General features: G+C 44.0%; 24 protein-coding genes and 1 pseudogene. 24 read left to right on the top strand and 1 reads right to left on the bottom strand.

From position 1 onward, the window contains the following. Positions 1-97: 97 nt before the first annotated feature. From J7E26_RS02700 to ftsX, 24 genes and pseudogenes are all read left to right on the top strand, one after another. Positions 98-946: a DegV family protein gene (locus J7E26_RS02700; protein ID WP_214802509.1), complete on the top strand. Its 849-nt coding sequence runs from the start codon at positions 98-100 to the stop codon at positions 944-946. Positions 947-1,053: 107 nt separating this feature from the next. Further along, a pseudogene (locus J7E26_RS02695) lies at positions 1,054-2,432 on the top strand (ATP-dependent helicase ComFA). Positions 2,433-2,490: 58 nt separating this feature from the next. After that, on the top strand, positions 2,491-2,775 hold the full coding sequence (gene comFB, locus J7E26_RS02690; protein ID WP_214802513.1) for a late competence protein ComFB: 285 nt from the start codon (positions 2,491-2,493) through the stop codon (positions 2,773-2,775). A gap of 5 nt (positions 2,776-2,780) precedes the next feature. Further along, complete coding sequence (locus J7E26_RS02685) at positions 2,781-3,470, top strand: double zinc ribbon domain-containing protein (protein WP_214803077.1); 690 nt, start codon at positions 2,781-2,783, stop codon at positions 3,468-3,470. Between the two features lie 73 nt (positions 3,471-3,543). Beyond that, the gene (locus J7E26_RS02680; protein WP_214802515.1) at positions 3,544-3,963 is read left to right on the top strand and encodes a TIGR03826 family flagellar region protein; all 420 of its coding nucleotides are present in this window, start codon (positions 3,544-3,546) and stop codon (positions 3,961-3,963) included. 69 nt (positions 3,964-4,032) lie between these two features. Then, a complete protein-coding gene (gene flgM, locus J7E26_RS02675; RefSeq protein WP_214802517.1) occupies positions 4,033-4,299 on the top strand; it encodes a flagellar biosynthesis anti-sigma factor FlgM in 267 nt (88 codons plus the stop codon). A gap of 14 nt (positions 4,300-4,313) precedes the next feature. Further along, complete coding sequence (locus tag J7E26_RS02670; protein ID WP_214802519.1) at positions 4,314-4,796, top strand: flagellar protein FlgN; 483 nt, start codon at positions 4,314-4,316, stop codon at positions 4,794-4,796. 15 nt (positions 4,797-4,811) lie between these two features. Beyond that, positions 4,812-6,329, top strand: coding sequence for a flagellar hook-associated protein FlgK (gene flgK, locus J7E26_RS02665; RefSeq protein WP_214802521.1), 1,518 nt, complete (start codon positions 4,812-4,814; stop codon positions 6,327-6,329). An 11-nt stretch (positions 6,330-6,340) separates the two neighbouring features. Then, a complete protein-coding gene (gene flgL / locus J7E26_RS02660) occupies positions 6,341-7,258 on the top strand; it encodes a flagellar hook-associated protein FlgL (protein WP_214802524.1) in 918 nt (305 codons plus the stop codon). Between the two features lie 101 nt (positions 7,259-7,359). After that, positions 7,360-7,929, top strand: a complete 570-nt coding sequence (locus J7E26_RS02655) for a DUF6470 family protein (RefSeq protein ID WP_214802527.1) — start codon at positions 7,360-7,362, stop codon at positions 7,927-7,929. 29 nt (positions 7,930-7,958) lie between these two features. Beyond that, positions 7,959-8,390 carry a flagellar assembly protein FliW gene (gene fliW / locus J7E26_RS02650; protein WP_214802530.1) on the top strand — a complete coding sequence of 144 codons (432 nt, stop codon included), beginning with the start codon at positions 7,959-7,961 and terminating at the stop codon, positions 8,388-8,390. Then, complete coding sequence (gene csrA / locus J7E26_RS02645) at positions 8,384-8,608, top strand: carbon storage regulator CsrA (RefSeq protein ID WP_003151402.1); 225 nt, start codon at positions 8,384-8,386, stop codon at positions 8,606-8,608. The genes fliW and csrA overlap by 7 nt, the downstream gene beginning before the upstream one ends. A gap of 142 nt (positions 8,609-8,750) precedes the next feature. After that, the gene (locus tag J7E26_RS02640) at positions 8,751-9,740 is read left to right on the top strand and encodes a flagellin N-terminal helical domain-containing protein (protein ID WP_214802533.1); all 990 of its coding nucleotides are present in this window, start codon (positions 8,751-8,753) and stop codon (positions 9,738-9,740) included. Between the two features lie 264 nt (positions 9,741-10,004). Continuing rightward, complete coding sequence (locus J7E26_RS02635) at positions 10,005-11,540, top strand: flagellar hook-associated protein 2 (protein WP_214802536.1); 1,536 nt, start codon at positions 10,005-10,007, stop codon at positions 11,538-11,540. Positions 11,541-11,559: 19 nt separating this feature from the next. Next, a complete protein-coding gene (fliS, locus tag J7E26_RS02630) occupies positions 11,560-11,961 on the top strand; it encodes a flagellar export chaperone FliS (protein ID WP_214802540.1) in 402 nt (133 codons plus the stop codon). Next, positions 11,961-12,305, top strand: a complete 345-nt coding sequence (gene fliT / locus J7E26_RS02625; protein WP_214802542.1) for a flagellar protein FliT — start codon at positions 11,961-11,963, stop codon at positions 12,303-12,305. Before fliS ends, fliT begins: the two co-directional genes overlap by 1 nt. A gap of 9 nt (positions 12,306-12,314) precedes the next feature. Then, a complete protein-coding gene (locus tag J7E26_RS02620) occupies positions 12,315-12,692 on the top strand; it encodes a DUF8042 domain-containing protein (protein ID WP_214802544.1) in 378 nt (125 codons plus the stop codon). A 194-nt stretch (positions 12,693-12,886) separates the two neighbouring features. Beyond that, positions 12,887-13,453 carry a ribosome hibernation-promoting factor, HPF/YfiA family gene (hpf, locus tag J7E26_RS02615; RefSeq protein ID WP_214802547.1) on the top strand — a complete coding sequence of 189 codons (567 nt, stop codon included), beginning with the start codon at positions 12,887-12,889 and terminating at the stop codon, positions 13,451-13,453. A gap of 166 nt (positions 13,454-13,619) precedes the next feature. Continuing rightward, positions 13,620-16,145 (top strand): preprotein translocase subunit SecA, encoded by a 2,526-nt coding sequence (gene secA / locus J7E26_RS02610; RefSeq protein WP_214802550.1) that lies wholly within the window; start codon positions 13,620-13,622, stop codon positions 16,143-16,145. A 77-nt stretch (positions 16,146-16,222) separates the two neighbouring features. Next, positions 16,223-17,324, top strand: a protein-coding gene (gene prfB / locus J7E26_RS02605; RefSeq protein WP_214802555.1) for a peptide chain release factor 2 whose coding sequence is annotated in 2 segments (ribosomal slippage) — positions 16,223-16,294 and positions 16,296-17,324 — 1,101 coding nt in all. Because the reading frame shifts where the segments join, the coding sequence is not laid out codon by codon here. Between the two features lie 170 nt (positions 17,325-17,494). Continuing rightward, a complete protein-coding gene (locus J7E26_RS02600) occupies positions 17,495-18,343 on the top strand; it encodes a YitT family protein (protein WP_214802557.1) in 849 nt (282 codons plus the stop codon). Positions 18,344-18,380: 37 nt separating this feature from the next. After that, complete coding sequence (cccB, locus tag J7E26_RS02595; protein WP_214802559.1) at positions 18,381-18,719, top strand: cytochrome c551; 339 nt, start codon at positions 18,381-18,383, stop codon at positions 18,717-18,719. 219 nt (positions 18,720-18,938) lie between these two features. Beyond that, positions 18,939-19,625, top strand: coding sequence for a cell division ATP-binding protein FtsE (gene ftsE, locus J7E26_RS02590; protein WP_214802562.1), 687 nt, complete (start codon positions 18,939-18,941; stop codon positions 19,623-19,625). Next, positions 19,618-20,508, top strand: a complete 891-nt coding sequence (gene ftsX / locus J7E26_RS02585; protein WP_214802565.1) for a permease-like cell division protein FtsX — start codon at positions 19,618-19,620, stop codon at positions 20,506-20,508. Before ftsE ends, ftsX begins: the two co-directional genes overlap by 8 nt. Positions 20,509-20,553: 45 nt before the next feature. Here ftsX and J7E26_RS02580 read toward each other — a convergent pair whose 3' ends face one another. Further along, entirely contained in the window at positions 20,554-21,960 is a 1,407-nt protein-coding gene (locus J7E26_RS02580; RefSeq protein WP_214802568.1) for a right-handed parallel beta-helix repeat-containing protein, read from the bottom strand. Positions 21,961-21,970 lie beyond the last annotated feature (10 nt).

Here is a 21,970-nt window from a genome sequence, read left to right as displayed (position 1 = left end):
TCATGTATATGAAGACTTGCCTATTATGGCAAGTCTTTTTTTATAGCTTAATATCAATTAAAATATTGATTAAGTACTTTATAAGGCAGGTATAGTGATGAATATTGCAGTTGTAACAGACAGTACAGCATATATTCCGGAAGAGATGAGGGAGCAGAATCATATTCACATGATCCCTCTTCAAGTGGTTTTCGGAGAGAAAACGTACCGTGAAGAAACGGAATTGGACTGGAGAAGCTTTTATAAAGAAGTGAAAAATCATGATGAGCTTCCGACTACGTCCCAGCCTTCTATTGGCGAATTAATCGCATTGTATGAAGAACTCGGCAAAACATACGATGCAGTCATCAGCATTCATCTCTCCAGCGGGATCAGCGGAACCTATAACAGCGCAGCCTCGGCCAATGCGATGGTTGACCATATCAAAGTTTATCCTTTTGACTCGGAAATCAGCTGTTTGGCACAGGGCTTTTATGCACTAAAAGCGGCACAGCTTATTAAGGACGGCGCTGATTCTCCGGAAGCGATCATAAGAGAATTGGAAGAGATGAAAAAAACTGTCCGGGCCTATTTTATGGTCGATGACTTAGCACATCTTCAGCGGGGCGGGCGTTTAAGCAGTGCACAGGCTTTTATCGGCGGTCTGTTAAAGGTAAAGCCTATTCTTCATTTTGACAATAAGGTAATTGTGCCTTTTGAGAAGATTCGGACGCGCAAAAAAGCGATTTCTAGAATTTTTGAGCTTTTAGACGAAGATGCAAGTAAAGGAATCCCGATGCAGGCTGCTGTCATCCATGCAAACAGAGAGGAAGAAGCCGGCGATATCATTAAAGAGCTGAGCGGGAAATACCCTCATGTCGAATTTTATAACAGCTATTTCGGAGCCGTAATCGGAACCCATCTTGGCGAAGGCGCAATCGGAATTGCCTGGTGTTTTAAAAATTAAGTGGAAATCTCCGTTTTCGAGGACGGAGATTTTTTATTTTCTTATTTTCGCAATTCGACATAAAAGTCCCCGTCAGGCATACTTTGCTCAGAAAGGAGGCCGGGAAGATGACCGATGCCGAATCATCTGTTCTGCGCGATTTCCTTTATGGGCGCCATTTGCTGAGAACGGAGCTTCCGTTTTCTGATGAATGCATTAGCCGTCATATGGAGAAAGGATTTATAACAGCTGAGCCGTCGGTTATTCAGCATAAAAATCGCTGTGTTTGCCGCCGCTGCGGCCAAAGTGAACAGGAATACTTCGCTTCCTTTTGGTCCGCATCTGCTGACAGGCACATCATCTATTGCCGTTCTTGTGTCATGATGGGGAGGGCCGATGAATTAACCCATTTATATAGCTGGAACAAAAGCGATGAAAAACGCTGGGAGTCTGTAAAGCTCTCGTGGCAAGGAACGCTTACAGAAGGACAGCAGGAAGCGGCCTGCGCATTGATAGAAGCGATGAAAAAGAAAGAAGAGCTGCTGATATGGGCGGTTTGCGGATCGGGGAAAACGGAAATGCTGTTTCCGGGCATAGAGTTTGCGCTTAATCACGGTTTGCGCGTCTGTATCGCTACACCACGGACTGATGTCGTATTAGAGCTGCTGCCAAGACTGAAAAAAGCCTTTGAGAACATCGAAATTTCTGCCCTGTACGGGGCCAGTGAAGACAAAGGCAGCCTGACTCCGCTCATGATATCGACTGCTCACCAGCTCATACGCTACAGAGATGTTTTTGATGTAATGATTATTGATGAAGTAGATGCATTTCCCTTTTCTGCCGATCAAACACTCCAATTTGCTGTCGATAAAGCCAGAAAGAAAAACAGCACCCTCGTTTATGTGACTGCCACTCCTGGCGAAACATTACAAAAGAAAGCCGAATCAGGTCTCTTAAAAGCCGTTCGTATACCAGCCAGATATCATAGAAAGCCTTTGCCTGAGCCGCGTTTTTTATGGTGCGGTAATTGGCAGAAGAAGCTTGCAAGCGGAAAGCTGCCGGCCTCCGTCATGGAATGGGTATATCAAAAGCTAAAAGCAGGGCTGCCTGTTTTTTATTCGTTCCATCGGTCCCCGTGCTTAACAAAGCGGCCGATTATTTTAAAAAATTAAACATTCGCACAGAAGGCGTTCACGCGGAAGATACATACAGAAAGGAAAAAGTAAAGCGGTTCAGAGACGGACGGCTCGATCTGTTAATTACCACCACAATTTTAGAAAGAGGAGTAACCATTCCGAAGGTTCAAACATGTGTCCTCGGCGCTGAATCACCTATTTTCACTGAGAGCGCTCTTGTACAAATCGCAGGCCGGACAGGCAGACATCACAAACATTTTAACGGGGAAGTCATCTTGTTTCATTTTGGAATAACGAATGGTATGAAAAAAGCAAGAAAACATATAAAATATATGAACAAATTGGCACAAAAAAATAAATTGGTAGACTAGTTAATTTCTGAAAACGTGATACAGTATACTCATACTTTTCCTATGAGGAGCTGTCAACATGCTTGTCAATTCAAAAGAAATCGTATTGAAGGAACTTCTCGATCGCTATATGCCCCAGCTTCATATGAAATGCACGTGCCGAGTCTGTAAAAATGATGTTCTGGCACTTTCGTTAAACCGGGCTGAACCGGCCTATGTTACAGATAAAAAGAAAGTGGCCTATGCTAAAGCGGTGCTGGTTGATAAACAAAAAAATACGGCTTTGCTCGTCATCCTGGCTGAATCAGCGGCGATTGTTTCTGTCAATCCGAGCGAGTTCTGTGAGAAGAAGGAAGGAGCGTAAAATCTCTGAACTGTTTATTATGCGATTCGCCAATCTCCGGTTCACTGACATGGAGGTCGTTATTTTCTCTGGCACCGGACCATGATGTATGCAGCGCATGCAGCAATCAATTTGAAAAGATTCGAGGACCCGTATGCACTGCGTGCGGAAGGCCTCAGCAAACAAGCCGGAAATGCGCTGACTGTCTGGCGCGGGAAGCAAAAACAGAACCGCGCCTTTTATTGGGGCAAAACCGCTCGGTTTATTTGTATAATGAAGCGATGAAGGACTCATTAGCCCGGTTTAAATTCAGAGGTGATGCGAAAATCATCAAAGCCTTCCAACATGATTTTGCTGCCGGATTTAACGCAGCCTACCCAACAAACACACATATCCTCGTCCCTATTCCGCTGAGTGCTGAACGGCAAGCGGAACGCGGGTTCAATCAATCCGAGCTGCTGGCTTCGCTTCTCGGACGGCCGGTCATTTCTCCCCTCATCCGGCTGAACAATGAAAAACAATCCAAAAAAAGCAAAGCGGAACGGCTCTTCGCAGAAAAAAAGTTTTCATGCAGAGTAAACTCCGCCAAAGGTATGAACGTCATATTAATAGACGATATTTATACGACGGGCGCCACATTACATCAGGCTGCCGAAGCCTTGTTGACGAAAGGCAAAGCGTTATCGGTTTCCTCTTTTACTTTAATCAGGAGCTAAATTATTCTCATTTTTTGCCGATATAATTGATAGAAATATCCGGCAGATTAATGAATGAATAGGAGTTAAAACGATGGGTGAATTGGCGAATTGTCCAAAGTGTAATGCTTTATTTTTTAAAACGAACCTGCAAACCGTATGCCAAGCGTGTATTAAAGAAGAAGAAAAAGCTTTTGAAACCGTCTATAAATTTTTAAGAAAGCAAACAAACAGGCAGTCGACGATGCAGCAGATTACTGAAGAAACAGGTGTGGAAGAAGAGCTGATCCTCAAGTTTATCAAACAAAAAAGGATTCAGATCAGCCAGCTTCCGAATGTAGCATATCCTTGTGAACGATGCAAAAACCCAATCAGAACAGGTAAATTCTGTACGACCTGTCAGTCTGATATTGAGACGCAATTAGACCATATGAACCAAGAGAAAGCCGCTGAATCTAAGGACGGAAGTGGTTCTAAAGACACATACTATGCCTATAATACCAAAAACACCTGATTCCCTAAACTAACTGATAACGCAGTCGATAAAAGAATTAGACTGCAAACAGAAAGCGAGAGGAATCCTATGAAAATCAATCAGTACGGAACACAATCCGTTAATCCATATCAAAAAAATTACGAAAAGCAAGCCGTACAAAAAGAGGCTGCAAAGCTGAAAGACAAAGTGGAAATTTCTTCTCATGCAAAAGTGCTTCAAAATGCGTCAGATGCGGTCACTAAATCACGCCACGAAAAAATCGCTCAGCTGAAAGCTGATATTGAGAGCGGAACATATAAAATAGATTCAAACAGCATCGCTGAAAAAATAGTTAATTTCTATAAAAAGCAATAAAAAGGAGAAAGCGAATGTCAGCAAAGCCAATTATTGAACAACTGAAGCGACTTTGCGTATTGCATGAACATCTGCTGACGCTGTCTGAGGAGAAAACGGAAGCGCTGAAAACAGGTAAAACAAAAGAGCTTTCTAACATATTAACTAAAGAGCAAAAATACATTCAGGCAATCGGACAGACAGAAGAAGAACGGATCAAGTTAACTTCTCAATTTCTCAGCCGTGGGGAGGGTAACACGATCGCTGCGTGTATCGCCAAAACTTCAGGCAGCGAAAAACAGGAGCTTGAAGGATTATTTCAATCTCTTTCTGCGCTTCTTGACCGTCTTAAAGAAGTGAATGAGATGAATAAGCAGCTGACGATTCAGGCTTTGCAATTCATTTCCACTGCATTTGACATGATAATGCCGGGTGAAAAAGAAAATATGAATTATAAAGAGCCGCAAGCGGCCCGCCAGCCTGTCAGCCGCTTGACATTGTTCGATTCAAAAGCTTAGAACGGAGGATTTTCAATGCCATCGACTTTTATGGGCCTCGAAACAGCCAGGCGTGCGCTGAGTGCGCAGCAGACTGCTTTGAGCACAGTTTCAAATAACGTTGCAAATGCAAATACAGAAGGGTATACAAGGCAGCGTGTATCTCTGCAATCAACGAGCCCTTACCCTGCTGTATCGAAAAATAGCGAGCTGACAGCGGGACAAATCGGAACCGGTGTAAAAGCGGGTTCGGTGGAACGTGTCAGAGACAGCTTTTTAGATTATCAATACAGAACTGAAAATACAAAACTAGGTTACTATACCGCCCGTTCAAATTCATTATCACAAATGGAAGGCGTCATGAAAGAACTTGACGATAACGGTTTAAACGGATCGCTCAATTCTTTTTGGAATGCACTTCAGGATCTGGCGACGAATCCGGAAAATACGGGAGCGCGCTCGGTATTACAAGAGCAAGGCAAGTCTCTTTCGGAGAGTTTTAACTATATATCAAACTCACTGACGAATATTCAAGGCGATATTAAAAAGAATTTGGATAATACCGCGGATCAGGTCAATTCTATTCTTAATCAGCTGAACGACCTGAATACTCAAATAGCCGCCGTTGAACCGAGCGGCATGCTGCCTAATGATTTATATGACAAAAGAGATAGTTTGCTTGATCAATTATCTTCTATGACAAATATAAAGGTTTCATATAATAAGTCAGGCGGCAACCCTTTGGCAGTCGCTGAAGGCACGGTTAATGTGGAATTGCTCAACGGCAGTAACAATTCAATCGGAACGCTGCTGGACGGTAAAACCAAAACCGTTTCTGAAATGAAAATAAACTATGACAAAGACAGCGGACTTGTCACGACTGTTTCCGTAGGGGACAGCACCGTTAATGCAGATGCTTTTTCCGGCAAAGGATCACTCCTAGGCCTGATTGAGTCATACGGCTATATGTCAAATGGAGAAGAAAAAGGGGTTTATCCAGAAATGCTTTCGGCTCTTGATGACATGGCTCTTTCCTTTGCGAATGCGTTTAACGCAGTCCATGAAAACGGAAAGACATACACTGGCGAACAAGGCGAAGCCTTCTTTGATTTCAGCGGGGATGAAGCCGTGCCGACAAAAGGGGCTGCCGCCAAAATTAAAGTCAGTGACAAAATTCTTGCATCCACTGACAATATCGCCGCTTCGTTAAATGGACAAAAAAGCGACGGCACAAATGCGACTCAATTAGCCGCAGTGCAAAACAGCAAGCTGACAATTAACGGCGAGACCACAACGATTAACGATTTTTATGAATCCCTTATCGGGAAACTCGGCGTCAATTCGCAGAAGGCCGCCAATCTCATGAAAAATTCTGAAAGCAATACCCTTTCAGCTGATGTACGGAGACAATCGGTCAGTGGGGTTTCGTTAGATGAAGAAATGACAAATATGATTCAGTTTCAGCATGCTTATAATGCAGCCGCGCGAATCATTACAATGCAGGATGAAATATTCGATAAAATTATTAACGGTATGGGCACCGGAGGAAGATAGGAGATAAGTAAATGAGAGTAACTCAAGGGATGATCGCTAAAAATTCTCTTCGATTTATCGGCTCAAGTTATGACAAACTCGATCGGCTTCAGCAGCAAGTGAATACAGGAAAAAAAATCACGAAAGCTTCTGATGATCCGGTTGTAGCGATGAAGGGAATGCAGTACCGCACTCAGCTTGCACAGGTTAACCAGTACCAAAGAAATGTCTCGCAAGGTTTTACATGGCTGGAAAACTCGGAATCAAGCGTAAATTCGGCAACGGATATTATGGGGAAAATCCGTGACTTGATGGTTCAGGCCAAAAGTGATTCCAACGGTGAAACAGAATTAAAGGCAATCGGAACCGAAGTCGGCCAGCTGAAAAAACAGCTCGTTTCTATCGCAAACACTCAAGTAAACGGCCGTTATCTGTTTAACGGAACTAATTCAGATGTTCCGCCGATCACTGAAAACGCCGATGGTACTTACACGTACAATTATGAGAACTACACCAGCTCTTCAGACGTTAATATTAACATCTCGAACGGAGCTGTGCTGAAGGTGAATTCAGATCCGAATTCAGCCTTTGGGGGAGTCGCTCAAAACGGTGATAATGTATTTCAATTTCTTAATTCATTAGAAGAGTCATTAAGCAAAGGGACGCTGTCCGAAGCTGATTCAGATAAGATTCTGTCAGACATCGACGGTTTTACGGATAGCATGAATGCTGAGAAATCCAACATCGGCGCACGGACAAACCGTTTGGAACTCGTTCAGGCGAGGCTTGAATCTCAAGAGACAACAGCGGAAAAAGTGTTATCGGATAATGAAGATGTAGAAATGGAAGATGTGATTGTTGATTATATGACTCAGTTAGCTGTTCATAGAGCGTCGCTGTCTGTAAATGCGAATATCATTCAGCCGTCACTGATTGACTTTCTGAAGTAACAATACATATCGTCTGCTATTTCAAACTCTGTAAAAAAAAGCGACTCACAACTGGGAGATCGCTTTTTTTACTAGAACATGCAAACTGAGGAGGGATTTCTGTGCAGATGCCGAGATTGATTATTGACAGTGTGCCTGCTAAAATCGGTATTACCATTCAGAAGGAAGAAATCGAGATGGAGCAGCCGCCGGCCGACTTGGAAATTGAGCAGCCGCCGGCCGATTTAAAAATTGAAAGCACACCTGCAAAATTGACCATTGATCAGACGAGGGCTTGGGAGAATCTGAATCTGAAGTCGTTTGATAAGTTCAACGCCGAAGCTGCCCAAAAAGGGGCGGAAGCCTGCAGTGAATTTATTGCAAAAACGGTCAGGGAAGGCAAAGAAATGGCCGCTATTGAAAAGAAAACGGGTAATGTAATGGCCAGACAGGCAGCCGATGTCAGCCCGCCCGACCCATTTGGCGAATTCAGTGACTTTCTGCCTGCGCAGTTTCTTGTCGACATTGACTGTATTCCTTCAGAGCTTACGGTTGATATTGAAGCTCACAAGCCGTCAATTGAAGCAACCGCCCATAAGCCGATATGGAATTTCACACCGGCTAATGTGCAGATTAATATGATACAAGACCCAAAAGTAACGATATCGGTTGAAGACGGCAAAACAGAATAAAAGATGAAAGTTGTAAAGGATTGTGAAGCATGATTATTCAAACAAAATACCACGGGGAAATCAGAATAGACGAAGGGCAGATCATCTCATTTGAAAACGGCTTGCCCGGGTTTAATGACGAGACCCAGTTTGTTGTTCTTCCTTTGTCAGAGGATTCGCCGTTTTTAGCGCTGCAATCTGTCAAACAGGAGCACATCGCCTTCATTGTCGCCAGTCCGTTTATTTTCTTTAAAGGGTATGAATTCGACATTGATAACGCGACGATTGAGCTTTTGAAGATCGAAAACATAGAAGACGTTGAGGTTATGGCGATTTTAACGATTGAAGAGCCGTTTGAAAACACAACTGCCAATTTAAAAGCGCCGATTGTCGTCAATAAAAAGGAAATGAAGGCAAAACAAATCATACTACATGATGCTTCCTTTGAAACTAAACATTTGATAGGAGGAGGATCATGTTAGTCTTATCGAGAAAAGTGAATGAATCGATTCAGATTGGTCCCGATATTGAAATAAAAGTGATTGCGATTGAAGGCGAGCAAGTGAAGCTGGGAATCGAGGCTCCTCAGCACGTTGATATCCACCGCAAAGAAATATACCTGTCCATTCTGGAAGAAAACAACAGAGCGGTTTCTTTTAATACTGATTTATTGCTTAATTTATCCTCACAAAAAAAGTGAGGATTTTTTTATTTTCATATAAACAATAGAAGCGGCCGTCCGATATATATAATGTAGCCATTGGGAGGAAATATTTTCTTTTGAATGAAGCTGCAAATATGCACAAGGACGTGCGAAAAACAATTCAGGGAGGAAATACAAAATGAGAATCAACCACAATATCGCGGCTCTTAACACAAGCCGTCAGCTGAACGCAGGTTCAAACGCTGCTTCAAAAAACATGGAAAAATTATCTTCAGGTCTTCGCATCAACCGCGCTGGTGATGACGCTGCGGGTCTTGCGATCTCTGAAAAAATGCGTTCTCAAATCCGCGGTTTAGACATGGCGTCTAAAAACGCTCAAGACGGAATCTCTCTTATCCAAACATCTGAAGGTGCATTAAACGAAACTCACAGCATTCTTCAGCGTATGAGCGAGCTTGCGACTCAAGCGGCGAACGATACGAACACTGATTCTGACCGTTCTGAGCTTCAAAAAGAAATGGACCAATTAGCGTCTGAAGTAACAAGAATCTCTACTGACACTGAGTTCAACACGAAAAAACTTCTTGACGGTACTGCGCAAAACCTTACGTTCCAAATCGGAGCTAACGAAGGCCAAACAATGAGCCTGTCTATTAATAAAATGGATTCTGAAAGCCTGAAGGTCGGTACGACTTATACTGTATCTGATGATCAAAATACACTTACATCGGCTGACGGAAAAAGCACTGCCACTTGGGCAGATGCAGACGCGGCCACAAATAAAGCTGCTGGGTATTACGATGCTGATGGCAAAATCGTAGCTTCTGAAAAATTAACTGCAGGCGATAAAGTAACAAAAGGTATCGACATCTCATCTTCTGCTAAAGCTGCGTCTTCAGCTCTTACAACAATCAAAACAGCTATCGACACAGTATCAAGCGAGCGCGCTAAACTTGGTGCGGTTCAAAACCGTTTAGAGCACACAATCAACAACCTTGGTACTTCTTCTGAGAACCTGACATCTGCTGAATCACGTATCCGTGACGTAGACATGGCTTCTGAGATGATGGAGTACACGAAAAACAATATCCTTACTCAGGCTTCTCAAGCGATGCTTGCGCAAGCTAACCAACAGCCTCAGCAAGTTCTTCAATTGCTTAAAGGTTAATGACAGAAAGATCCTGGTTATCCAGGGTCTTTTTTTGTTTCTTCAGCATTCCCCCTCAGGCAAAACCTCACACGGCGCCCTAAAGCAAGAACAAAATTAACAAAATGAAACGTTATAATTTGCAGTTAAAATATTGAAAACATTTTAATCTGACCGATATAAGAATAAGATCATGCAATCACGGTGCTGTGATATGATAAACAGTCGGAAACTCCCTGTTTTCATAGAGCCGTCTACGACTAAAGTCGAAAAGGAGAGGTACATATGGTCACAAGAATTACAGGCCTTAATTCCGGTCTTGATGTAGATTCATTGGTTAAAAAGCTGATGGATGCCGAAAAACAGCCGCTGAATAAATTAAGTCAGAAAAAGCAGACGCTTGAATGGAAGCGTGATGCTTATCGGGACATGAATACCCAAATTACCGACATGTATTCAACTACTTTTAATAATATGATGCTATCCACAAACTGGAATAAAAAAACAGTGACGAGTTCGGATTCCAGCGTCAGCGCTGTTGCAGTCGGTGCCGAGCAAAATATATCAACAAGCATGTCAGTTCAGCAGCTGGCAACGCCGACGACGTATAAATCCGCGGGCGCCATCAATTTCACTTCAGGTCAAGCCAGCACCCTGAAATTCAATGTCACAAATCCGGGAGAAACAAAGCCGACTGAAGTAAGCGTGAGTATTACTGCAACCGACACGATTGATGATGTCGTTTCTAAACTGAACAAATCCGGTCTCGGTGTCACGGCTTTAAAAGAAAAGATTTCTAACGGCACGGATTATGTGGATACGATCGCGCTGACATCCAATAAAACAGGGGAAGGGTTCAAACTTTCAGCCGCAGATGATGCGACAAAAAGCTTTTTGACGGGTCAGCTTGGCTTTGCCGTTGATGATACGACAAATGAACTGACAGCCAATGCGGAAGGAAAAAACGCTAAATTTACGTTTAATGGTCTTGAAATGACGAAAACGTCAAATGATTTTACGATCAACGGGATCAAATATACGTTAAACAGCGTAACGGAAAACAATAAGACGGTAACGATTAACAGCACGACCGATACAGACGGCATTTTTAATAATATTAAAGATTTTGTTGATAAATACAATACGCTAATTAAAAATGTAAACGCGAAGGTGACTGAATCAAAGTATCGCGACTATACACCGTTAACCGATGAACAAAGAGAGGCAATGACTGATAAGCAGATTGAGCAGTGGGAGGAAAAAGCAAAAAGCGGTTTACTTCGGAGCGACAGCACGCTGCAAAGCGGTTTGACGGAGATGCGGATTGATTTGTATTCACCCGTGACGATTGACGGGAAAAAATATCAGCTTGCCGATTTTGGTATCGAAACGTCTGAGAACTATGCCGATCAAGGAAAGCTCGTCATTAAAGATGAAGCGAAATTGAAAGCGAAAATTACTGAAAATCCTTCTCTGGTGGCTAAGCTGTTTAATGCAGACAGCACGACTACAGACAGCACAACCGGGAAGACCATCAAAAATCCGGAAGAGCAGGGCATTGCCAGAAGATTAAAAGATACGTTAAGCGCGATGCAAACAAAAATCACAAAACAAGCCGGAACTGAAAGCTCTGTATCGACCAGCTTTTCAATCGGAAAAAACTTGAATGAGATAGAAAAGAATATTTCTGATATGAAAACGAAGCTGGATGACATCGAAACGAGATATTATAAAAAATTCAGCGCTATGGAGTCGGCATTGGAGAAATTGAACAGCCAATCTTCATATCTCACTTCGATGTTAGGATCTTCAACATCATAATTTTGGAGGTTTAATAAAAATGGCAATAAATAATCCCTTTGCTGCTTATCAGCAAACATCCGTCTATACAGCCGCCCCCGAAGAGCTTACACTCATGCTTTATAACGGATGTCTGCGTTTTATCAAATTGGCCAAGCAGGCTATGCGGCAAAAAAACCCTGAAGCCAAAAATGAAAATATCGTGAAGGCGCAAAACATTATTCGAGAGCTCAGCCTTACGTTAAACCGGGAGATTGAAATTTCTGAGCAGATGTCATCTATCTATGATTACATCCGCGGCCGTTTAATCGAAGCGAATGTGCAAAATAATGAAGATCTTTTAGATGAGGCAGAAAAGCTTGTTACTGAGTTTCGCGATACGTGGAAGCAGGCCATGCAGACTGAACGGAAAAATAACCATGGCACAGGCGGTCTTGCCTGATGAACAGCGGTGTCTTTTCTCTATATAACGAAACGAAGGACATGTATTCGGCATTAAAAGGCGCTCCGGAAAGTGACAGCCTCGTTGAAAGCATCACGGCGTTTACGGAGAAAAGGGAGGGGATGCTTGCGTCTATAAAGCCGCCTTTCTCCGAGGAAGAAAAAGCGATGCTGCAGCAGGTGACGGCTTGGGACCGTCTGATTACAGACGAAGTGAAAAGGGTTCAAGAGATTGTCAGAAACGAAATCAAGATGCTTAAGAAAAAACGTGTATATCACAACACGTATTTTAATCCGTATCATCAAACAACGAGTGACGGCCGTTATTACGACAAACGTAAATAGGTGAGTGTTTTGAGAAGTTTGAACGATTACCACTTGGTGTCAGCTTACTACCAGCTTCTTTTTACGATTGATGAGGGGCTTTGCTACTTATTGGATACGCATGATGATTTTTTTAAGACGGAAGGCGAACGGATTTACAACGATCTGATTCAGGCTTTTTTCCATCTTGATTCTTCCCATACGCTCCTTCTGTCAATTGTTGAAAATCAATGCGTGGAAATCGCCATCAAATCATTTGACGATATCTTTCAGGATTTCAGCGTGTTAAATAATTATGATTTTCCGTCTGAATCATTTCAGGAGTTTTTAAAAAACAGCTTTTTGCCCCATTATAAGCTGTGGATGGAGCAGACCCACCATTGTATCAAACCGTATGTCATCCACTAGACCTGCTGGAATCTGGCAGGTCTTTTGCCTGCGTGTTTTGCATATACTTGTAACTGGCTGAGGGAAGTCAGGCAAAACCGACAACATTCGTCATCGTTCACTGATTTTACACAATATTTTTTCGTTTCGGCAGGGATCATAAAGGGTAATAGAGAAATAGATACATATCCTTAGATAAAGGGAGGCGTTCTTTGATGAACTACAATATCAGAGGAGAAAACATTGAGGTTACACCCGCGTTAAAGGATCATGTGGAGAAAAAAATCGGCAAGCTGGAGAGGTATTTCGAGCAAAGCGTCAACGCCGACGTAAACGTCAACTTAAAATTCTACAACGATAAGGAGTCAAAAGTTGAAGTTACCATTCCGATGACTGATCTGGCACTTCGTTCTGAGGTGCATAACGAGGATATGTACAATGCCATTGATCTCGCAACAAACAAGCTGGAACGTCAAATCCGCAAGCATAAAACGAAGGTAAACCGCAAATTCCGCGAACAGGGATCACCGAAACATTTATTCGAAAACGGCAGCGCCGCTGATACGGGCATAGCAGTTCAGGATGAAATAGAGGATGACAGCCCTGATATTGTCCGTCAAAAACGCTTCAATTTAAAGCCGATGGATAATGAAGAAGCGATTTTACAAATGAATATGCTCGGCCATAATTTCTTCGTATTTACAAATGCGGAGACGAATCTCACAAATGTCGTCTACCGCAGGAATGACGGGAAATACGGATTAATTGAACCGACTGAATAAACACATCCAGCCTTCCGTGAACACGCGGAAGGTTTTTCTCTTTCTTTAATTGCAAATTCTTTGGAAATAACAAAAGGTATGGTATGATAATGAGAGGTATACATGGACAGTAAATTATTATTTATCCATGCGTGAAAACGCATGTGAACATAGAGGAGCGTTATAGATGCTTGGGATTTTAAATAAAATGTTTGATCCGACCAAACGTGCGCTGAACAAATACGAAAAAATAGCTAACGATATTGATGCTGTAAGAGGAGATTACGAAAACCTCTCTGACGATGCGCTTAAACATAAAACAATTGAATTTAAGGAGCGTCTTGAAAAAGGAGAAACGATGGATGATCTTCTCGTTGAGGCGTTTGCGGTCGTTCGGGAAGCTTCACGCCGCGTAACCGGCATGTTCCCGTTTAAAGTGCAGCTCATGGGGGGCATCGCCCTTCATGAGGGGAATATTTCTGAAATGAAAACAGGGGAAGGGAAAACGCTGACTTCAACTCTTCCTGTTTATTTAAATGCGCTGAGCGGAAAAGGCGTTCACATCGTAACGGTCAACGAATATCTGGCAAGCCGTGATGCTCAGCAAATGGGCGAAATCTTTACGTTTCTGGGTCTGACGGTCGGCCTGAACCTGAATTCGATGTCAAAAGACGAAAAACGCGAAGCATATGCAGCCGACATCACTTACTCAACGAATAATGAACTCGGCTTTGATTATTTGCGTGACAACATGGTGCTTTATAAAGAACAAATGGTGCAGCGCCCGCTTCACTTTGCCGTGATTGATGAGGTCGATTCGATTTTAGTCGATGAAGCTAGAACGCCACTGATCATTTCCGGACAAGCTGCAAAATCGACCAAGCTTTATGTGCAGGCAAATGCATTTGTCCGCACGCTGAAGAAGGATCAGGATTACACGTATGACGTCAAAACGAAGGGTGTCCAGCTTACGGAAGAAGGAATGACGAAGGCGGAAAACGCTTTTGGCATCGACAACCTGTTTGATGTCAAAAACGTCGCGCTCAATCATCATATCAACCAAGCTTTAAAAGCCCATGCGGCAATGCAGAAGGATGTAGATTACGTTGTTGAGGACGGACAGGTCGTTATCGTCGATTCCTTCACGGGCCGTCTGATGAAAGGACGCCGTTACAGCGAAGGCCTTCACCAGGCGATTGAAGCGAAGGAAGGTCTGGAAATTCAAAACGAAAGCATGACATTGGCGACGATTACGTTCCAAAACTATTTCCGGATGTACGAAAAGCTTGCCGGGATGACCGGAACCGCCAAAACGGAAGAGGAAGAATTCCGCAATATTTATAATATGCAGGTAGTCTCCATTCCGACTAACCAGCCCGTTATCCGTGACGACCGTCCGGACTTAATCTATCGTTCAATGGAAGGAAAGTTCAAGGCGGTGGCTGAGGATGTGGCCCAGCGCTACATGACGGGACAGCCTGTGCTGGTCGGTACCGTTGCCGTTGAAACGTCTGAATTGATTTCTAAGCTTTTGAAGAATAAAGGAATTCCGCATCAGGTGCTGAACGCGAAAAACCATGAGCGTGAGGCGCAGATCATTGAAGAAGCGGGGCAAAAAGGCGCTGTCACGATCGCGACGAACATGGCCGGACGCGGAACCGACATTAAACTCGGCGAAGGCGTAAAAGAGCTGGGCGGCCTTGCTGTCGTCGGTACGGAACGCCATGAATCGCGCCGGATTGATAATCAGCTTCGCGGGCGTTCAGGACGTCAGGGAGACCCCGGCATTACACAGTTTTATCTTTCTATGGAAGATGAACTTATGCGCAGATTCGGTGCTGAGCGGACGATGGCGATGCTTGACCGTTTCGGTATGGATGACTCGACGCCGATTCAGAGCAAGATGGTGTCGCGCGCCGTGGAATCATCTCAAAAACGTGTGGAAGGGAACAACTTCGATTCACGTAAACAGCTTCTGCAATATGACGATGTGCTGCGCCAGCAGCGCGAGGTCATTTACAAGCAGCGTTTTGAAGTCATTGAGTCTGAAAACCTGCGGGATATTGTAGAAGGCATGATCAAGTCATCTCTTGAACGGGCGATCGCCGCTTATACGCCGAGAGAGGAACTTCCTGAAGAGTGGAATCTTGACGGGCTCGCGGAGCTTGTAAATACGACGTATCTTGATGAAGGTGCGCTTGAGAAGAGCGACATTTTCGGTAAAGAACCGGAAGAAATGCATGAACTGATCATGGATCGGATCATGACGAAATATAATGAAAAAGAAGAGAACTTCGGCATAGAGCAGATGCGTGAATTTGAAAAAGTCATCGTGCTGCGCGCCGTCGACTCAAAATGGATGGATCATATTGACGCGATGGATCAGCTGCGTCAAGGGATTCACCTTCGCGCCTACGCGCAGACAAATCCGCTGCGTGAATATCAAATGGAAGGCTTCGCGATGTTTGAGAACATGATCGAGTCCATTGAGGACGAGGTCGCGAAGTTTGTGATGAAGGCCGAAATTGAAAGCAATCTGGAACGTGAAGAGGTTGTTCAGGGGCAAACGACTGCTCATCAGCCGCAGGACGGCGATGAGGCGAAACAGGCGAAAAAAGCGCCGGTTCGCAAAGTCGTTGATATCGGACGCAACGCGCCTTGCCATTGCGGAAGCGGAAAAAAATATAAAAATTGCTGCGGCCGGACAGAATAAAATCCGTCTGGATATAAGCGATAAACGACCGGGTCTGCGCCTTTTGGCGCCCCGGATCTTTTAATGAGGTGAGTGGAATGGAATTTTCAGAAATCAGGGCAGAGCTCGAAAATATGGCTTCTCGTTTAGCGGACTTTAGGGGGTCTCTTTGACCTCGAAGCAAAGGAAGCCCGCATTGCTGAATTAGACGAAAAAATGGCGGAGCCGGACTTTTGGAATGACCAGCAAAAGGCCCAAACCGTCATAAACGAAGCAAACGGTTTAAAAGACTACGTGAACTCATATCATCAGCTGAGCGAATCTCATGAAGAGCTGCAAATGACGTATGATCTTTTAAAAGAAGAGCCTGATCAGGAGCTTCAGCAGGAGCTTGAGAAAGAGCTGAAGTCATTAACGAAGGAATTGAATGAATTTGAGCTTCAGCTTTTGCTCAGCGAACCTTATGACAAAAATAATGCGATTTTAGAGCTTCACCCGGGTGCCGGCGGTACGGAATCTCAAGATTGGGGCTCCATGCTGCTCAGAATGTATACCAGGTGGGCGGAAAGACGCGGATGCAAAGTTGAAACGCTGGATTATCTGCCGGGAGATGAGGCAGGAATTAAATCAGTTACACTGCTGATTAAAGGCCATAACGCATACGGCTATTTAAAAGCTGAAAAAGGCGTGCACCGTCTCGTGCGGATTTCTCCGTTTGATTCTTCAGGCCGCCGCCACACGTCATTCGTTTCATGTGAGGTTATGCCTGAATTTAATGAAGAAATCGATATTGACATCCGGACAGAGGATACTAAAGTCGATACGTACCGGGCCAGCGGTGCGGGCGGACAGCACGTCAATACGACGGATTCGGCCGTTCGGATTACCCACTTGCCGACAAATGTGGTCGTCACATGCCAGACGGAACGTTCGCAAATTAAAAACCGCGACAGAGCGATGAAAATGCTTAAAGCGAAGCTGTATCAGCGCAGAATTGAAGAGCAGCAGGCTGAGCTTGACGAAATTCGCGGCGAACAGAAAGAAATCGGCTGGGGCAGCCAAATCCGTTCCTACGTTTTCCATCCGTATTCCATGGTGAAAGATCACCGGACAAATACAGAAATGGGGAACGTACAAGCGGTAATGGACGGCGATATTGACATCTTCATCGATGCTTATTTGCGCTCTAAGCTTTCATAATAAGGAAAACACACCTGCCTCCGGCAGGGTGTGTTTTTTTATTCCATTCGCTTTATCCGTTTTCACAATAGCGCTTTAGCCAATTAATACGGTATTCGGCTGTTATTTACTTCTAAGCCGGGAAGACTTAAAATGCTATCGAGAGAAAATCGGAGAACGGAGGATTTATTATGAATGTGAATCACAATAAGCCGCTCCGCCTGATAAAGGATTATTTGTATATCATTATCGGCGCGGCGATTACAGGTGTGGCGTTTAATGTGTTTTTACTGCCGAACCGGATCGCAGCGGGCGGAGTAAGCGGAATCAGCACCATTTTGCAGATGTTTGGTTTTGAACCGGCTTACGTGCAGTGGATTATTAACATTCCATTGTTTATTGCCGGAGTGATCATTCTCGGCGGCAAGTTTGGAATGAAGACACTTGTCGGGTCTATCGTTTTGCCGCTCGTCGTCTTTTTAACACGGGATCTGCCTCCCGCCACGACGCATGAAATGCTTGCGGCTATTTTCGGAGGCGTCGGAATCGGAACGGGGATCGGCATCGTGTATCTCGGAAAAGGCTCAACGGGGGGAACGGCTCTGGCGGCACAAATCATTCATAAATACACGGGGCTTTCTTTAGGGACTTGTCTTGCCGTTATTGACGGATTAATTGTCGTAAGCGCCATGCTGGTCTTCGGTATTGAACAGGGCCTTTATGCGATGCTCGGCGTGTTTATTTCAAGCAAAACGATCGATGTCGTACAGGTCGGCTTCAACCGTTCTAAAATGGCTTTAATCATTACAGAACATGAAGAAGCGGTCAGATCGGCTGTATTTACGCAAATTGACAGAGGTGTGACAAAAATCTCAGCTGTCGGGGGATATACCGATCATGACCGTCCGATTCTAATGTGTGTCGTTGGGCAATCAGAATTCACAAAACTGAAACAAGTGGTCAAACAAATTGATGAGTCGGCTTTTGTCATTGTGGCAGACGCAAGCGAGGTGCTCGGTGAGGGTTTCAAACGCGCCTGAACGAGGTTATAATATCGTAAAGGGGTGCATCTTACATATGAAATCAAAATGGGCGATACTTATTCTGGTTCTTACCATGTCTTTCCTGCTGGCGGCATGCGGTTCCAATGATTCGAAAAAAGACAGCTCAGAAAGCTCAGGAAGCTCAAAAGCGTCTGCTTCCGCAGGGGAAGAGCTTTATCAGCAAAGCTGCATCGGCTGCCACGGCAAGGATTTAGAAGGCGGCGGAGGCCCGAATTTACAAGAAGTCGGCGGGAAGTATGATGAAGCCAAAATTGAAAGCATTATTAAAAACGGCCGCGGCAACATGCCGAGCCACCTTGTAAGTGATGAGGACGCCGCGAAGATCGCGAAATGGCTGTCACAGAAAAAATAACAGCAAAAAACCTTGCCTTTCATGACGGCAAGGTTTTTTCACGGACTGGGAATGAAAAGAAACTGTAATAGTATTATGTCTAAATTTGACGTATAATGAAGTGTACTGAGGAAAAGGAACTTTCAGATTTTTCATCTGTTTCCTGACATTCGGCCATAAACCGCCGGTAATGAGCGAACTCTATGGCTGCAAGACATAAATAAAAGATTAGGTGATTTCATGATAGAGATGAAAGAAGTATATAAATCCTATCCAAACGGTGTAAAGGCAATTAACGGGCTGTCAATCAAGATTCATCCCGGAGAATTTGTATATGTCGTAGGACCGAGCGGAGCCGGAAAATCCACTTTTATCAAAATGATTTACAGAGAAGAAAAGCCCACAAAAGGCCAAATATTGATTAATAATAAAGATCTCGCAACGGTTAAGGAGAAAGAGATTCCTTTCGTGCGGCGTAAAATAGGAGTTGTTTTCCAAGATTTCAAACTTCTTCCGAAACTGACGGTTTTTGAAAACGTCGCGTTTGCGCTTGAGGTGATCGGCGAGCAGCAGTCAGTCATTAAAAAACGCGTGCTTGAAGTGCTCGATCTTGTGCAGCTGAAGCATAAAGCGAGACAATTTCCCGACCAGCTTTCCGGCGGGGAACAGCAGCGTGTATCCATAGCAAGATCAATCGTCAACAACCCTGATGTTGTCATAGCTGACGAACCGACGGGAAACCTCGATCCGGATACTTCGTGGGAAGTCATGAAGACGCTGGAAGAGATTAATAATCGCGGAACGACTGTCGTTATGGCGACGCATAATAAAGAAATAGTAAACACCATGAAGAAACGGGTCATTGCAATCGAAGACGGGATCATTGTGCGTGATGAGTCAAGAGGGGAGTATGGTTCTTATGATTAAAATTCTCGGGCGCCATTTGCGTGAGAGTTTTAAATCTCTCGGGAGAAACACATGGATGACATTTGCATCTATCAGTGCGGTAACCGTTACACTGATTTTGGTCGGCGTGTTTTTAGTCATTATGCTGAATTTAAATAATATGGCGTCAAACGCTGAAAAAGAAGTGGAAATTAAGGTTTTAATTGATTTGACAGCTGATAAAAAAGCGCAGGATACGCTGCAGAGCCAGATTAAAGAGCTCTCGGGCATTCAAAGCGTGGATTTTTCATCTAAAGATAAAGAGCTAGACCAATTGGTCAAAAGCTTTGGCGACAGCGGAAAATCCATGAAAATGAAAGATCAGGAAAATCCGCTGAACAACGCGTTTGTTGTCAAAACGACAGATCCGCATGATACGCCGAAAGTGGCGAAAAAAATAGAAAAACTTGATCATGTTTATAAAGTGACATACGGAAAAGAAGAAGTCAGCCGTTTGTTTAAAGTCGTCGGCGTATCACGCAATATCGGGATTGCGTTAATTATCGGCCTTCTGTTTACGGCAATGTTTCTTATTTCCAACACGATTAAGATTACGATTTTCGCAAGAAGAAAAGAGATTGAGATCATGAAGCTTGTCGGCGCGACAAACTGGTTTATCCGCTGGCCGTTTTTCCTTGAAGGGCTGCTGCTTGGGGTATTCGGTTCAGTCATACCGATCGCTCTCGTACTGAGTACGTATCAATCAATGGTCGGCTGGGTGGCTCCGAAGGTTCAGGGATCATTTGTTTCCCTCTTGCCATACAGTCCGTTTGTGTTCCAAATATCACTAGTGCTTATTCTGATCGGTGCGGTGATCGGCGTATGGGGAAGCCTGACATCTATTCGCAAATTCTTACGTGTGTAATGTAAAAGCCAGTCTGATAACAGACTGGCTTTTTTGATATCTCCGTTACTTGATGACGGGCCATGCCGGTGACTCCGGCTTTAATGTAAAGTCGTAAGACGCTTCGTCACGATACATCGGATCAGCATAAATCGAAGCCGAATCATTTTCCGTTCCTTTTTGATAGGCTGAAAATGTGCCATATTCTTTCTTTTTCCAAAACCAGGTGCCGTCTTTTCCGCTTTCTTTGTGATAGACGTTATGATTGACGATATTGTCTTCATTTTTCGTAAATTCATTTGCGATAAATATACGTGAACGGCTTGCCGTCATGATGTTTTTCTCGATGGTGTTCCCTTTTGTATCGTGCTGAAGCAGCAGCTGGCCGCCATCAAGCCCCTTCGTATCATTGCGGTAAAGAATGTTGTGAGCGATCACAGAATTCATTGTGCCGCCGCGCTTTGTGTCATAGCCCCCGACTGAAATACCCGTGTAAGCATTATTGTACACTTTATTTTCAGTGATCCGAATATCTGTGGCGTATTTCGCTCTGTGTTCAGATGTGGCTTCAATTCCGAGATCATTGTTATAAACGGTGTTTTTCTTAATCTCGACATGTTCTGCCCCATCAACGTAAATTCCGCCCGCTGAGTATTCGTTCCCATATGCGGGATTTCCGTAAGAGGAATTATCGCTGACTGTATTGTTCTCAATGACGCCGTTTCGCACATAATCGTTTTGTTTCGCTGTTCCTTCGTATCCGATCACATCAATCCCAATATTGTTATTGTTGCGGATTGTATTGTCAGCGATCGTGAAGCCGTCAATGTTTCCGTTCAGCACAACTGCCTCGCTTGCGCCGAGCGTCAGCTTTTCAACTGTATTATTTGTGACTTTGATGTCCTTCATGCCGTCAGTGCCGTAGAACGCGATTCCGTGTGCATTGCCTTCATCAGCCGTTGTTTTAATGTTCTGAACATGGTTGCTGTCAATGGTAATATGACTGCTTGATCCAGTCACATAAATCCCCATGGCTGTTGCATCTTCTGATGAGACAGAAAGGTTCTCAAGCGTTACACCGTGAATGGTAATGTAATTCTTATTGCGTATCTGAATTAACGGCGTCTCAGAATCGGTGCGCGCAGCAGATTTTCCGCTGATGACCGCTTTCTCATTTTCATAGTTTTTAAACGTAATGGGCTTTTCGGCCGTGCCGCTGTGCTTCACTTCAAAGGTTTCATCATATGTCCCTTCCCGAATCAATACGGTTGTTCCGGCTGCGGCTTCTTCAGACGCATGCTTCAGCGTGCGGAGCGGCTTTTCTTTCGTTCCTTCATTTTGGTCATTTCCGCTAGGGGAAACGTACAGGCAGTCAGCCTGATTTTGTTCATTGGCCTCCGTTTTAGTAAAGGCAAAGGCGGTAATGCCAGCAGCTAAGACGGCGGCAGATAAAATAGAAATTTTCCTTTTCATATTGGATTCT

Source organism: Bacillus sp. ISL-51 (assembly GCF_018613535.1).
Lineage (GTDB): Bacteria > Bacillota > Bacilli > Bacillales > Bacillaceae > Bacillus.
Note: the sequence above shows the minus strand (reverse complement) of the source record. Positions and strands in the feature narration are given on the sequence as shown.